The 13,417-nt window shown below is 65.8% G+C and carries 15 protein-coding genes; 6 read left to right on the top strand and 9 right to left on the bottom strand.

From position 1 onward, the window contains the following. Nucleotides 1-23: 23 nt before the first annotated feature. On the bottom strand, nt 24-749 hold the full coding sequence (locus tag ACMGDH_RS10635) for a lasso peptide biosynthesis B2 protein (protein ID WP_436827899.1): 726 nt from the start codon (nt 747-749) through the stop codon (nt 24-26). A 171-nt stretch (nt 750-920) separates the two neighbouring features. Beyond that, nucleotides 921-1,598, bottom strand: coding sequence for a GntR family transcriptional regulator (locus ACMGDH_RS10640; protein ID WP_436827900.1), 678 nt, complete (start codon nt 1,596-1,598; stop codon nt 921-923). Between the two features lie 295 nt (nt 1,599-1,893). On the opposite strand from ACMGDH_RS10640, the gene ACMGDH_RS10645 reads away from it, so the two are divergent. Beyond that, nucleotides 1,894-2,400: a helix-turn-helix domain-containing protein gene (locus ACMGDH_RS10645; RefSeq protein WP_436827901.1), complete on the top strand. Its 507-nt coding sequence runs from the start codon at nt 1,894-1,896 to the stop codon at nt 2,398-2,400. A 28-nt stretch (nt 2,401-2,428) separates the two neighbouring features. Here the strand turns inward: ACMGDH_RS10645 and ACMGDH_RS10650 are convergent, their stop codons facing one another. The 3 genes from ACMGDH_RS10650 to ACMGDH_RS10660 all read right to left on the bottom strand — a co-directional run bounded on the left by ACMGDH_RS10650 (nt 2,429) and on the right by ACMGDH_RS10660 (nt 5,064). Then, nucleotides 2,429-3,733, bottom strand: a complete 1,305-nt coding sequence (locus ACMGDH_RS10650) for a type II toxin-antitoxin system HipA family toxin (protein ID WP_436827902.1) — start codon at nt 3,731-3,733, stop codon at nt 2,429-2,431. Further along, the gene (locus ACMGDH_RS10655) at nt 3,733-3,978 is read right to left on the bottom strand and encodes a helix-turn-helix domain-containing protein (RefSeq protein WP_436827903.1); all 246 of its coding nucleotides are present in this window, start codon (nt 3,976-3,978) and stop codon (nt 3,733-3,735) included. Before ACMGDH_RS10655 ends, ACMGDH_RS10650 begins: the two co-directional genes overlap by 1 nt. A 519-nt stretch (nt 3,979-4,497) precedes the next feature. Further along, nucleotides 4,498-5,064, bottom strand: a complete 567-nt coding sequence (locus tag ACMGDH_RS10660; RefSeq protein ID WP_436827904.1) for a TetR/AcrR family transcriptional regulator — start codon at nt 5,062-5,064, stop codon at nt 4,498-4,500. Between the two features lie 79 nt (nt 5,065-5,143). Here ACMGDH_RS10660 and ACMGDH_RS10665 point away from each other — a divergent pair, with 79 nt between their 5' ends. Beyond that, nucleotides 5,144-6,379 carry an MFS transporter gene (locus ACMGDH_RS10665; protein ID WP_436827905.1) on the top strand — a complete coding sequence of 412 codons (1,236 nt, stop codon included), beginning with the start codon at nt 5,144-5,146 and terminating at the stop codon, nt 6,377-6,379. On the opposite strand, the gene ACMGDH_RS10670 is transcribed toward ACMGDH_RS10665, so the two are convergent. Continuing rightward, on the bottom strand, nt 6,376-6,822 hold the full coding sequence (locus ACMGDH_RS10670) for a DUF1348 family protein (RefSeq protein WP_436827906.1): 447 nt from the start codon (nt 6,820-6,822) through the stop codon (nt 6,376-6,378). The two genes, ACMGDH_RS10665 and ACMGDH_RS10670, sit on opposite strands and share 4 nt — an antisense overlap. A gap of 185 nt (nt 6,823-7,007) precedes the next feature. Here ACMGDH_RS10670 and ACMGDH_RS10675 point away from each other — a divergent pair, with 185 nt between their 5' ends. Together ACMGDH_RS10675 and ACMGDH_RS10680 are read left to right on the top strand one after the other, a co-directional pair. Next, nucleotides 7,008-8,054 carry an alpha/beta fold hydrolase gene (locus tag ACMGDH_RS10675; RefSeq protein WP_436827907.1) on the top strand — a complete coding sequence of 349 codons (1,047 nt, stop codon included), beginning with the start codon at nt 7,008-7,010 and terminating at the stop codon, nt 8,052-8,054. A gap of 10 nt (nt 8,055-8,064) precedes the next feature. Further along, nucleotides 8,065-8,598, top strand: coding sequence for a cytochrome P460 family protein (locus ACMGDH_RS10680; RefSeq protein WP_436827908.1), 534 nt, complete (start codon nt 8,065-8,067; stop codon nt 8,596-8,598). A gap of 86 nt (nt 8,599-8,684) precedes the next feature. Here the strand turns inward: ACMGDH_RS10680 and ACMGDH_RS10685 are convergent, their stop codons facing one another. From ACMGDH_RS10685 to ACMGDH_RS10695, 3 genes are read right to left on the bottom strand one after another with little or no spacing between them, the layout of a single operon-like run. After that, the gene (locus ACMGDH_RS10685) at nt 8,685-9,461 is read right to left on the bottom strand and encodes an alpha/beta fold hydrolase (RefSeq protein WP_436827909.1); all 777 of its coding nucleotides are present in this window, start codon (nt 9,459-9,461) and stop codon (nt 8,685-8,687) included. A gap of 23 nt (nt 9,462-9,484) precedes the next feature. Then, nucleotides 9,485-9,898: an organic hydroperoxide resistance protein gene (locus ACMGDH_RS10690; RefSeq protein WP_436827910.1), complete on the bottom strand. Its 414-nt coding sequence runs from the start codon at nt 9,896-9,898 to the stop codon at nt 9,485-9,487. A gap of 25 nt (nt 9,899-9,923) precedes the next feature. After that, nucleotides 9,924-11,192, bottom strand: a complete 1,269-nt coding sequence (locus ACMGDH_RS10695) for an epoxide hydrolase family protein (RefSeq protein WP_436827911.1) — start codon at nt 11,190-11,192, stop codon at nt 9,924-9,926. Between the two features lie 209 nt (nt 11,193-11,401). Here ACMGDH_RS10695 and ACMGDH_RS10700 point away from each other — a divergent pair, with 209 nt between their 5' ends. Continuing rightward, nucleotides 11,402-12,511, top strand: a complete 1,110-nt coding sequence (locus ACMGDH_RS10700; protein ID WP_436827912.1) for a redoxin domain-containing protein — start codon at nt 11,402-11,404, stop codon at nt 12,509-12,511. A 14-nt stretch (nt 12,512-12,525) separates the two neighbouring features. Then, nucleotides 12,526-13,359 carry an oxidoreductase gene (locus ACMGDH_RS10705; protein WP_436827913.1) on the top strand — a complete coding sequence of 278 codons (834 nt, stop codon included), beginning with the start codon at nt 12,526-12,528 and terminating at the stop codon, nt 13,357-13,359. Nucleotides 13,360-13,417 lie beyond the last annotated feature (58 nt).

A 13,417-nucleotide genomic window follows, 5' to 3' on the forward strand; every position in this document is an offset into this window, starting at 1 on the left:
GATAGCCCGGCGTTGCCGGCGCTTCAGACCGCGACAATGGGCGTATACCAGCGGACATGCTCGAGACTGTCGTTGAGAACCACCCCTTGATGCTCGACCCAACAATGTGCCTCGAACGGATAGGTGCGCACCCCGAACACCCATCTGGCGGCGATCCCTTGCCGGTGGAGAAACCCGAGCAGGTACAGCGATCCAGGAAGGCAGCTCCCAAGTCCGGGAAAGAAGGGCCGAGCGTCGCGCGCGAGCCGCGCGAGCGCGTGAACGCCGGACACATCCTGCCCGCTGGCGGCCCGTGCGTTCCAGCGCTTGGCGGTCGCGAACCAGCGGCGAGGACGAAATATTCGAAGCCGCGCGGGCGCCAAGGCAGCAGCGCACGCAAGAGCCAGGAGCCTCGACGGGGTTGCCGCTGCCCGCGCCCCGGGCAGTCGATCCAGATCCGCAATCGCTTCCATCCGGGGCGGCGCATGCCGCGGCTGTGCGTCCGTCATGCCGAAAAGGCCCGCCGTCTCCAGCTCATCGAGCAGGTCGGCGCTGGGCCGAAACCGGTGACTACCCGTCAGCGCGACCTTCAAGCCATCGGAGAAGCTGCGCGGCACGCAGAGATAGGCGTTGGTCCGTGCGTCCAGGAGCACCAGGTCTCCGTCGACCTCGGCGAGATATACGTGCGGGGCGATGCCGTAGAACATCGGAAAGAAGAGGGGCGGCCCGTAAGCCGTCCCTCCCCTGCGATCAGGGCCGCGGAACGCCAAGGTAGATTTCCCCGGGTTCGTTCGGGAGCACGAGGACGATCGCCTTCGTGAGCGCGCTGACCCGTCCGAGACGGACGAGCCGGGATATGGGTGCTTTCGGCATGATGACCTCCAGGGTTGTGCAAGCCGCGACTTGCGGCAGACCCAGAACATGCCGTTCGAGCTCTATATTCAAACTATATGGCGGCTATTTCTTGCCCGGCATGCGGCCGCCATCGCGAACGCCACCCGTTCCGCACGGGAACGGCGAAGTCGGAATTCATCGCGCAGCAGTGTCCTGGCGGATTTCCATGCGTGCTGGCGCAACAGTTCCACCAGCTGCGCGTCGCGTTCGGCGTTGGAACCGTAAAGTTCCGCCTCGGTATGGCGCGCCGCGGCAAGAGCCTCGATATGGATCTGGCCCGCGGCGACCAGCCGCGCGTTGCGCGACAATGCCAGGACGGCCCGGAGCGCATCACCGGACGGGTCGTCGCAAGGCTGCAGAAAGGACCGCTCTGTCCCTGCCGCCAGCCTGCTTTCCCGACCGTCGCCATGCTGCTCCGCGTCCCGGAGGGCCGCGCCCAGATGCAGCTCGCATAGGTCATGGAGTTCGACGAGATCGAACCAGGAGAGAAGCGGCACGAAGTAGCCGTGGCTCCTACGGTCGTCGACGAGCCGTTCGCCGGAGAGACGCGCCAGCGCCTCGCGCACCGGCGTGGCGCTGATGCGCAACGCGCTTGCCACCTCACCCACCACGATCTGATCGCCCGGGAGCCTGGATCGGCCAGCCAAGTCGATCCGCAGATTTTTATAGGCCGTGACGAAAGGATGTCGTCGGCTGGCCTGAGGCACGATGGATGTCTCGCTCACACGAGCAGCATCCTGGTCGTCGGCATCTCGTCCAGCCCCGGACCCGCGCCATGGTCAACTTCACTGCAGTTTGGATGTGAACGTCGAAAATCTTGCGCATACCGGCATAGAAGGTGCAGTCTTGACCAGGATATTGCGACTTCTGCGCCGAAAATGCGTACGATCATCGGCAGAACTTGCACGCCGTTCATTTCGCCCATGTAATAGGTTCACCATGCGCATGGATCGAAAGGGCGAAGGCGGAGGGAGGATCCTGTCGTGCGGTCGGTGCCGGTGATCGGGCCTGGGGAACGGGATGAAAACCAAGCAGGAACGCGCTGACATTGAACTGCTTTCCGCGGCGCTCAAGGCGATCCGGAAGGAGCGACGCCTGCGGTCCAGCGAGGTTGCCCGGGCGATGGGCATGCCGCTTCGATCCTATGAGCATCTCGAATCGGGGCGCGGCCGCTTCACCTTCGACCGGCTGATACGTTTCGCCGAGGTCACCAACAGCGACCCGCTGGCGATCGTAGCGGTGCTGGCGTTGAAATCGCCCGATTTCGCCCTCCGATGCGCGGACAACAAGCTGATGACGATCCTGATGATCGCGATGAGCGAGCTAAATGACGATCTCGGCGACGACATCGTCTTTCTCGAGCCCGGTATATTGATCGGGGCATTCACGCGCGTCGTGAAGGATTTGAGGGCACATATCGAAAAGCGCGATCTTTTTGCGGAGACGTGGCTCGAGGAGCGCAGTTCCCGGGTTCAGGGCGCCCGTCCTCCCGGCTATGGCCGCCTGCGGCGCCGCACCGCCGAATAGCGGGTTGCCTTCGCCGGATCGCCCTAACTTAGAGCAATTCGATTGCCTTCAACCGGTGGCGGAAAGCCTGAGCAATCGGCCCGATCACAGCATCGGGCGTGCCGGCAGGCATAGCGGCGGCCGCCCGCTCGAGCGCAGCCTCACCCTCCGCTTGAAGCTCGTCGAAGATCGCAAGAATCTCACGCTCGTCATAATGGTTAAGCGCCGCGCTTTGCAGGAAATGGCGAGGAAATATGTCAAAAACCCGATATCGGCGACGATCTCCGATCGCCATCGCCAAGCGCACCTGCGTTCGGTTCACCTGGTGCGCCGCCAGGCTGGGTTCGACGGACAGCACGTCATAGAGTGGTGTGGCGTTGAAGCGGCCACCGGGCGCCAGGAAGATGCTGAAGTTCTTCGCATGGCCATCTGTGGCGCCGATCATCCAGAACGCGATCATCGTCTTCATGAAGTGCCTGCGATCCACATCGGGCGTGTCGCTGGCGGCAAGAAGCCGCATGATCTCGACGACGCCCGGGCCTCCATGGTCTTCATATTTGCGCGTCGGAGGGACCGAGAGCGCCTGGCAGATATCCTCCTGAGGGCGGCGAAGCAGCCTGCCGCCGCGTCCATGCTGGCGATCGAAACGCTCGACGATGAGCACCGGTCGACCGCCGAACCGCTCGATCCGAGTCGGCGCGACCGGCAGTCCCAGATTCCCCATCAGGGTAAGACAGAAATGTTCGTTCTCGACGCTATTCGACAGATCGATGCCGTTCGGCAGCTGTCCGATCTGCGGTTTGAAAATGTGCGTGGTCGGTGTGGTGCCCAGGGGCTTTTGCCACTTGTCCTCCCACCAGAGCAGCGCTGTCTTTTCCTGAGCGCCCGCAATCGAGATCCGAAAGGTGTCATCCGGTTCAAGCCCAAGCGGGGCTTTGGCAAGGTTTGCGATGATTTGGGCAATGTCATCGTCGCTAGCCGGCACAGCTTCGATTTGACCAACTGGCGTCGGCGTCTGCCCTTCCTCCAGAAATTGCAGTGCGCCCACACAGTCGCGGCCGACGACTGACAAAAGGCTGTAGGCATCGATACCGTCGGCGCCGATCCGCTCTGCTATTCTTCTCCGGATATCGTCATTGTCGGGCAGCAGATTGTCGAACACCGCCGTTACTTGCGCGCCGGTGTAACGCTGGTCGCCCAGCGGTAGCGAGAGCGAGGCCGGGATTGCAAACTCCCAGTCAAGCCAAGCCTGTTCATACCGGAAATCGACAGCGCCATTGGCTGCACGATGAAGCCGGCCCAGCAAGCGCCCATTGAGAAGGACAGCTAGCGTCGAGGATCGGCGCTTCGGCATCAGAAAATCTCATCTAGGTCCGGTTGCATGGTCGAACGGGGCACGAGCCGCATTTCGAGCTTGAGAAAGGTACAGAGCTTGAAAAGCGACTCCAGCGTGCCGCCCTCGCCATTTTCGAGGCTCGAGATTGTCGCTTGGCGAAGGCCGGTTCCGAGGCCAAGGTCGGCCTGCGTCAACCCCGCTGCGCGCCGCGACTTGCGGATAGACGCGCCTAGAGCCTTTGCTGAACGGATGACAGGTTCCATATCTCATCTCATACGATTTTGCGTATGAGACCTGTATATGCGCTTTTTCGTATAACGCAACAAAATACGCAAAAGCGTATTCTACGCAGATATACGGAATATCGTATATAAGGCAGATCGACGGTTCTCCTTGAAAGGTTCGACAGCCTGCCGCATCGCCCCGTTCAATGGCTCATGGGGTTCACCTCGACCCCCCTCTTCTACGCCTCGCACCTCGGTCTGCTTCACCTTGGCGCAGTCAGCGGCGACAATGACCCAAGGACGGCAGGTGCCATGACGATGCGCGGAAACGCTCGGGGGCTCTCAGTGAGCAGCCTAGCAGCCGGTTGCCGGCGCAACAGCGCACAACTTAGAGCAATTCGATTGCCTTCAACCGGTGGCGGAAAGCCTGAGCAATCGCCCGATCACAGCATCGGGGGCGTGCCGGCGGGTATAGCAGCGACCGCCCGCTCGAGCGCCGCCTCACCCGCTTGGAGTTCGTCGAAGATCGCAAGAATCTGGCGCTCTGGACAAAATGGATCAGCGCAGTGCGCGCAGGGCCAGATCGACGAGCGCGGCGCGCTGGTCCGGCCTGGCGCCCGCACGCGCCGCAAGGCGGATGCTGGAGACAATCGTGATCACGAAGGCCGCGAGGTGGTCGAGATCGAGATCGGCCGCGACGTCGCCCTGCGCCCGCGCCTTGGCCAAGGCTTCCTTCACGGCGCGTGCCAGCGTGGCGCTCGAAGCCTCGCGGAGTTTCACCAACTCGGGCCGGGTGCAGCCGAACTCTACGATGGCGCCGAGGCCGAGGCAGGCCTGGTCCGCCTCGCCCGCGACGCGAGCGAGCATCGCACGAATCCCGTCGATCGCCCGCTCGCGGCTCGCCAGCATCTCGGCATGCGTTCGCACTTCATCCCGCGAATAGCGCTGCACCGCAGTGCGGTAGATGCCCCATTTGTCGCCGAACGTGTCGTACAGGCTCTGCCGGCCGATCTTCATCGCATCGACGAGCATCTGTGCCGAAGTGCCTTCGAAACCATGTTCGCGGAACACCGCTATCGCAGCCTCCACGGCGGTATCGACATCGAATTCCTTGGGGCGGGCCATGGCGGAGAGATAATATACTGGAACGATCGTTCAAGATGTGTTTGAGAGCGGAGATGGATTCGTTGGTACGCCGGCTCCGATGATCGCACCACGCTGGTATCGCGTCCTCGACCCGAACGGCCGCCGCGCGTTCCGCAGCACCTATGCCGCGTTCAGCATCGATGCGATGAACGTCCAGCTCTATTCCTTCGTCCTGCCGCTGCTGCTGACGCTCTGGCACCTGACTCCTTCGGCGGGCGGATTGCTGGCGACGGTGATGCTCGTCGCCTCCGCGGCCGGCGGGTGGCTGGCGGGCCTGGCTTCCGATCGGTTCGGCCGCGTGCGCGTGCTGCAGCTGACCATCGTCTGGATGGCGCTCGCCACCCTGTGCTGCGGGCTGGCGCAGAATTTCGAGCAACTGCTCGCCGCGCGGATGTTTCAGGGCTTCGGCTTCGGCGCGGAGTGGGCGGTCGGCGCGGTGTTCATGGGGGAGATCTCCGCCGCGGCGACGCGCGGCCGGCTGGTGGGGACCGCGCAGAGCGCCTGGGCGATCGGCTGGGGCCTGGCCGCCGCGACCTCCACAATCGCCGTGGCGCTGCTGCCGCCAGATCTGGGCTGGCGCGCGGCCTTTTTCTTCAGCCTGCCACCTGCGCTGGCAGTCTTCGTCGCGCGCCGGCGGCTCATCGAGTCCGCTACCTTCCTCGCCACCACGGATGCGGAACCCTGGCATTGGATCTTCTCGCGCCGGATGTACGGCAACACCGCCCGGGGCAGCCTGCTCGCGATCGGGACGCATGGCGGCTATTGGGCGCTCGCCACCTGGTGGCCGACGATGCTGCGGCTCGAGCGCGGCATGTCCACGGCGCAGGCCGCCACGCACATGGCAGTGCTCGTCGGCGGATCGCTCGTCGGCTATATATTGGGGGCGACGCTCGCCGATCGCATCGGGCGCCGGGCAACGCTCGCTTGCTTCGCGCTCGGCGCAATCGCCACAGTGCTCGTCGCCACCGAAGCAGAGATTTCCGACACAGCGCTGCTCGCCATCGGCGCGCCGCTCGGGCTGTTCGCGATGGGACTCTATAGCGCCATCGCCCCCGTGCTGGCCGAGCTTTACCCGACGCGGCTGCGCGGCTCGGGCCTTGGCTTCTGCTACAATGTGGGGCGCGGCGTCGCGGGCCTCGCTCCCTTGGCAGTCGGTGGCAGCATCGCAGCATTCGGCATCTCTCGTTCGATCGGCCTCTACGTGTGCGTGGCCTATGCGCTCGTGCTGTTTGCCGCCGGGCTGCTGCGCGAGACTAGGGGCATGGAGTTCACGCCCGCGGTGGAGGGCGCCTAGAAGCCCAGCTCGGTGAGGCCGGGATGGTCGGGCGGGCGCGGCCCCTCCGGCCAGCACAGCGAACGCTCATGCCCCCGGATCGTATGCTCGTTGGCGGCGGTAAGGCGGCGCCGGACCAGTCCTGCATCGTCGAACTCGATCTCCTCGCTGCCGTAGACGCGGAACCAGGTGCCGCTGTCGTTGCGGAACTCGGCAGCGTGGCGCGTGCTGAGCCGATTATCGCCCTCCGCCCATAGCTCGATGACGGTACGAAGCTCGATTTCGCGGCGCAGCTGACGTTCGAGAAAGGTGCGAATCTGCTCGCGCCCCCACAGGAAGTTGACACGGTTCCGCCACTGGCAGTCGATCGTGCTTGCGAGCAGGATCGCCTGCACGTCGCGGCTGTTCCAGGCGTCTTCGGCAGCGCGAACGTGCCGCTGCATCGCCGGACTGAATCGAGGCATTGGGCTTCCAAACCTTAGCAGGGCGTCCCCGATTATGACGCAGCGCATGGGCCGACCAGTTAGACGCTGTTAGTTTCCGAGAAACGCACCGCTCGCTCACAGCAGATCATAGCGATTAACGGGCGCTGGTTTTCCCGCAACGCTATCTGCGAACCGTTTTCATGCTGCCGAGAAGGACCGGAGCCATGTCGAAGCCTATGCCCGAAACCGTCATCGATCGCCGCGGCTTCGTCCACGGCGCCTCCGCGATCGCCGCGGTCGCCGCAGCGCTGACTGGAGGTGGCACGCCTGCGCTGGCCGCGACACTGCGGAGGTCGTCCTCCCCTTCCCCCCTCGGCCCGATCCGGCAAGTCGACGCGGGCGTCCTCAGCATCGGCTATATCGAGATGGGGCCGGCTTCGGGGCCGGCGGTGCTGCTCTTCCATGGCTGGCCCTATGCCATCGACGCTTTCGCCGAGGTCGCCCCGATGCTCGCCGCGCGCGGCTATCGCGTGATCGTGCCGCATCTGCGCGGCCATGGCAGCACGGCGTTCCGCTCGGTCGAGACGCCGCGCAATGCCCAGCAGGCCGCGCTCGCGGCCGATGGGCTCGCGCTGATGGACGCGCTCCGCATCGAGCGGGCGATCGTCGCCGGCTTCGATTGGGGCGCGCGCACCGCGGACATCATGGCGGTGCTCTGGCCCGAGCGCTGCAAGGCGCTGGTTTCGGTCAGCGGCTATCTGATCGGCAGCCAGGCCGGCAACGCCAAGCCGCTGCCGCCGAAGGCCGAGCTGCAATGGTGGTACCAGTTCTATTTCGCGACCGAGCGAGGCAAGGCCGGCTACGCCGCAAACACGAAGGCGTTCAACCGACTCATTTGGGAGTTGGCTTCGCCGAAGTGGAAGTTCGACGCAGCGACCTATGACCGCTCGGCCGCCGTGTTCGAAAATCCGGACCATGTCGCAATCGTGATCCACAATTATCGTTGGCGGCTCGGGCTCGCCGAGGGCGAGGCGCAATATGACGCGGTCGAGACGAAGCTGGCCGCGGCGCCGCCGGTGACGATCCCTTCGATCACCATGGAAGGTGACGCCAACGGCGCGCCGCACCCCGATCCGGCGCAATATCGCGCCAAGTTCACCGGGCCCTATGAGCACCGGCTAATCAGCGGCGGGATCGGGCACAATCTGCCGCAGGAAGCCCCGGCCGCCTTTGCCAAGGCGGTGCTCGACGTCGCCACGCTGGCCGGTTGAGGAGGACAGCATGAAGCGTTTCGCAACCTGCAGCCTTGTGCTCGCGACAATGGTCTTCGGAGTCTCTGCGGTGGCCGCTGCCCGGCGCCCGGCCAGCGACGTTTCCCCGGTCTATGGAGTCAAGCTCCCCACGGGCTATCGCGACTGGAGGCTGATCAGCGTCGCGCACGAGGCGGGCAAGAACAACGACATCCGGGCCATTCTGGGCAACGACATCGCGGTAAAAGCCTTTCGCGAAGGCAACCGCCCCTTCCCCGACGGCGCCGTGATCGTGCGGCTGGCTTGGCGGTTCCAATCGTCGCCGCGCAACGACACCGTCTTCCCCGCCCCCCAGTCATTCGTCGCCGGCGACCCTGTCAACGTGCAGGTCAGCGTCAAGGATTCGAAGCGCTACGCTACGAGCGGCGGCTGGGGCTATGGCCAGTTCGAGAACGGCGCGGCGAACCAGGATCCGGCGCTCACCAAGGCCTGCTTCATCTGCCACGCCAAGCTCGACGCGCTCGACAGCAAGGCGGACCTCGTCTTCACGAACTACTCGCAATAGGGATCGCCGGCGACCAGCGACGCAAGCGCGAAGCCGACCGCGGGCGCGACGCCGGCGGCATTTGGGGGCCGCCGCCGGCGCTCAACTCATCGGGCGGTCGCCGCTCTTTCGATCACGCGGGTCACCGCCGGTGGGTTCGACACCATCACCACATGCGAGGCGCCCTTCACCACGACCGTTCCGCGCGACTTCGCACGATCGGCCATGAACGCCAGCGCAGCGGGCGGGATGTTTCGGTCCTGGTCGCCATAGACGAACCAGGAAGGGACGCGCTTCCATGCGGGTTCGGTCGATGCCTCTGCCAGCGCCGCCTCGGCGATCGGGCGCTGGCCGGCGGCCATCAACCGCGCCTCGGCCGAGGGCACGTCCGCCGCGAACTGATCGGGGAAACGTGCCTGGAGGATGTAGAGGTCGTTGCCGCCGCCCGCGAGCTTGACCGGCGGCGCCAGCGTAGGCGCGAGGGTGCTGCCTGGGAACTTGCCGGTCAGCCCGAGCGCAGTCTCCCCGGCATCCGGCGCGAAGGCGGCGACATAGACCAGCGCCTTGACGTTCGGCGCGCCCTCTCCCGCTTCGCTGATCACCGAGCCGCCATAGCTGTGGCCGACGAGCACGACCGGTCCGGGGATGCTGTCTACCAGCGCACGCACCGCATCGGCATCGGCACGGACGCCGCGCAGCGGATTGGCGGCGGCGACCACGGTATAGCCGTCGCGCTCGAGAATCCGGATCACGCCGTTCCAGCTCGACGAATCCGCGAAGGCGCCGTGGACGAGCACCACCGTGGGTTTCGTGGCCTGGGCCTGCGCAGCGAACGGTAGCGCCGCGGCGGCGAGCAGCAGCCCGCCCGCAATCAGCTTCTTCATGTCGGTCTCCTTCGAAATGGACGTCAGACGAGGCGAACGACGGCGTCGATGTTGCCCTTGATCGCCTTGGAGTAGGGGCAGGTGCGGTGCGCGGCCTCGATCAGCTGGCGCGCGATCTCGGGCTCCATGCCCGGAACGCTTACGTTCAGCCGGGCGGCGAGTGCATAGCCGTACCCGCCATGGCGCAGATCGACCTCGGCATCGATCGCGAGATTGGCCGGCAGGGCCACCCCCTTGCTCTTCGCGGCGATCACCATCGCGCCTTCGAAACAGGCCGACCAGCCGGCGGCGAACAGCTGTTCGGGATTGGTGCCGGCGCCGGGGCTGCCGGGCACCGCGAGCGCGACATCAAGGCGGCCGTCCGAACTGCGGGCGGTGCCTTCGCGGCCGCCGGTCACATGCACATAGGCGGTATACAGAGTCTTGGCGTCTGACATAGTGGTTCTCCTTGGGGATGGGTGCTCAGCGAAGCGGTCGGAAGGCGGCGCGGACTTCCTCGGCGAACAGCGCCGGCTGCTCCCAGGCGGCGAAATGGCCGCCGTCGCGCGCTTCGTTGAAGTAAAAGAGATTGGTGTAGCAGCGCCCGGCCCAGCTCTTGGGCGCGCGGAAAATCTCACCGGGGAACACGCTGACTGCGACCGGCAGGTCGATGATGCCGCGCGCGTTGAAGTTGTTGGAGTGATCCTCCCAATAGATCCGCGCGGCGGATGCGCCGGTTCCGGTCAGCCAGTAGAGCGAGATGTCGTCGAGGATCGCGTCGCGGCCGAGCACCCGTTCGGGATCGCCGGCGGGATAGGTCCATTGGCCGATCTTCTCGTACAACCACGCGGCCATGCCCACCGGCGAGTCGACCAGCGAATAGCCGATCGTCTGGGGCCGCGTGTTCATCATCGCGGCATAGGCCGAATTGTCGCGGTAGAAGGCTTCGAGCTGGTCGAATGCGCCGCGCTCCCCGGGCGTGAGGCTCACGGGGGCGGGATCGCCTGCGGCAAGGATCTTCGCGATGTCGGCGGGGACGACCGCGGGCATATTGAGATGAATGCCGATAAGTCCGGGCACATGCTGGAGCGCCATGCGCTGCGAGATCACCGAGCCGCAATCGCCGCCCTGGCTGACATAGCGCTCATAGCCGAGCCGCTGCATCAGCATCGCCCAGGCGCGGCCGATATGATCCGAGCCCCAGCCGGGCACCGTGGGTTTTGCGGAAAAGCCGAAGCCCGGGATCGACGGGATTACCAGATGGAAGGCGTCTTCCGCCTTGCCGCCGTGCGCCGTCGGGTTGGTCAGCGGCTCGATGACCTGGAGGAACTCGAGGATCGATCCCGGCCAGCCATGGGTGAGGATCATCGGCAGCGCATTTTCGTGTCGCGAGCGGACGTGGATGAAGTGGATGTCGAGGCCGTCCATCCCGGTGACGAACATCGGCAGCGCGTTGAGCCGAGCCTCAACCTTGCGCCAGTCATAGCCCTGCGCCCAATAGCGCATCAGCGGCTCGAACGTCTGACGGGGCACGCCCTGGCTGTCATCGCTTGCCGGCTGAGTATCGGCCCAGCGGGTCTCGGCGATCCGGCGCTTCATTGCCCGGATTTCGGTCTCCGGGATCGCGATCCGGAAGGGTTGGATGGCGCGGTCGCTGGCCTGGGCGCGTACGATGGACGGCATGGCGCTGAGCGCTCCCGCCACACCCGCTCCGACGACGAACTGACGGCGCGAGGGTTGGTCTGCGAACATGGGTTCTTCTCCCGATCTGGTTGCGGCCAGATTTAAGGAAGCGGAGCAGCGACGCCCGTTAAGTGCAGTGATGCGACGTTAGCGCCCGCGGGGGAGCAGACGCACGGCACCCGCTTTCAGGAACTAACGCTTGCCCGCCGATGGCTAACGGGAAGCGGCGCGTCGGCAGCCTTATTATCTGCGGTGACCAGCAATAGGAGGCACGCACCATGAACCAGAGACGCTCGCTCGGCTTCGCCGCTGCCGCAGTCGCGACGGCTGCCGCGACCGTTGCCGTCTGCTTCGGCGATGCGCTGGGCCTCGTTCGATCCCCCGCCAAGGCCAGCGAAGCTGTCGCCGGAGCGCCCTTCCGCGCCGCGCCGCGCCCGGTCGAAGTGCTGCAGGAGGCCGCACCGTGGCTCGTTCCGGCGCCTGAAGGTCCCAAGTCGCTGCGCGGCAAGGTCGTGGTCGTCAACTTCTGGACCTATTCGTGCATCAACTCGCTGCGTGCGCTTCCCTATCTGCGGGCGTGGAGCGAGCGCTACGCAAGCAAGGGGCTCGAGGTGATCGGCGTTCACGCGCCCGAATTCGGCTTCGAGCACGACCCGGCGAACGTCCGCCGCGCCCTCGGCCAGCTCGATGTCCGCTACCCAAACCTGCAGGACAATGATTATGCGGTGTGGCGCGCCTTCGCCAACCGGGGCTGGCCCGGCATCTATTTCATCGACGCGCAGGGCAAGATGCGCGGCTATCGGCTCGGCGAAGGCGGATATGACGAGGGCGAGCAGCTGATCCGCACGCTGCTGGCCGAAGCGGGTCAGAATGTCTCCGACGTGCCGCTAGCCCCGATCGAGGGCAAGGGCGTGGAGGCGCAGGCCGATTGGGCCGATCTGGGTTCACCCGAAGCCTATATCGGCTACGCCAAGGCGGTCGGCTTCGCATCGGCGGGCGGTCTCCGCAACGATGCAACGCGCAGCTATGCTCCCGCCGCCACCTTGTCGCGCAACCGATGGGATCTGGCGGGGAGCTGGAGAGTGGGGAGTGAATATGCGGCGCTGGAAGGCGGCCCTGGCACCATCCGTTTTCGCTTCCATGCTCGCGACGCGCACCTTGTGCTGGGCGGTGCGGCCGACGGGCGTCCGGTTCGCTTCCGCGTGACGATCGACGGCCGCGCGCCCGGCGCCGGCCACGGCGTGGACGTCGATGCTGCCGGCTGGGGCGAAGTGAAGGAGGACCGGCTCTACCAGCTGGTCCGCCAACCGGGCGAGATCGCCGACCGCACAGTCGCGATCGAATTCTCGCGCCCCGGCGTGCGCGCCTATGTCTTCACCTTTGGTTGATGGGAAATGGAATCATGACACGGACCTGGCTGGTGACCGGCAGCTCGCGCGGCTTCGGGCGCGCGCTGTGCGAGGCGATCCTTGATGCGGGCGACAATCTGCTGGCGACGGCGCGCGACCCCGATCAGCTCGCCGGTCTCGGCGACGGCCGTCCCGGCAAGCTCGCTGCCGCACGGCTGGATGTGACCTCAGCAGAGGACGCCGCCGCCGCCGTGGCCGCTGCGATCAGCGCGTTCGGCGCCCTCGACGTGCTGGTCAACAACGCGGGCTATGGTGACGTCGGCTCGGTCGAGGACACCTCGATCGACTCGTTCCGTCGCCAGATCGACACCAATTTGTTCGGCACGATCCTGATGACCAAGGCCGCGATCCCGCACATGCGCGAACGGCGCCGCGGCCACATCGTCCAGTTCTCCTCGGTCGGCGGCCGGGTCGGCGCGCCGGGACGCGCGCCCTATTCGGCTGCGAAATGGGGGATCGAGGGCTTCTCCGAAGTGCTCGCGCAGGAGATGAAGCTGATCGGCGTGCGCGTGACGATCATCGAACCGGGCGGCTTTCGCACCGATTTCGCCGGATCCTCGACCACGCTCGATGCGGGCCGCGCCGAGTACGATGCCGTGGTCGGCAATGCCGCGCGGATGCAGGCGGCGTATCACGGCAGGCAACCCGGCGATCCGCGCCGCGGCGCGCAGGCGATCCTCACGATCGTCACCGCCGATGATCCGCCGCTGCGCCTGCCGCTCGGCAGCGACGCCATTGCCGCAATCGAGCGCAGCGACAGAGCCCGGCTCAACGAACTGGAGCGCTGGCGCGCGCTCAGCCTCTCCACCGATTTCCCGAAGGAATAATTGCCAGGCAGGATTGAGACGCGCCGCCACGCGCGGCATGGATCGGCCGACCAGACGG

Source organism: Sphingomonas radicis, from assembly GCF_051400635.1.
Lineage (GTDB): Bacteria > Pseudomonadota > Alphaproteobacteria > Sphingomonadales > Sphingomonadaceae > Sphingomonas.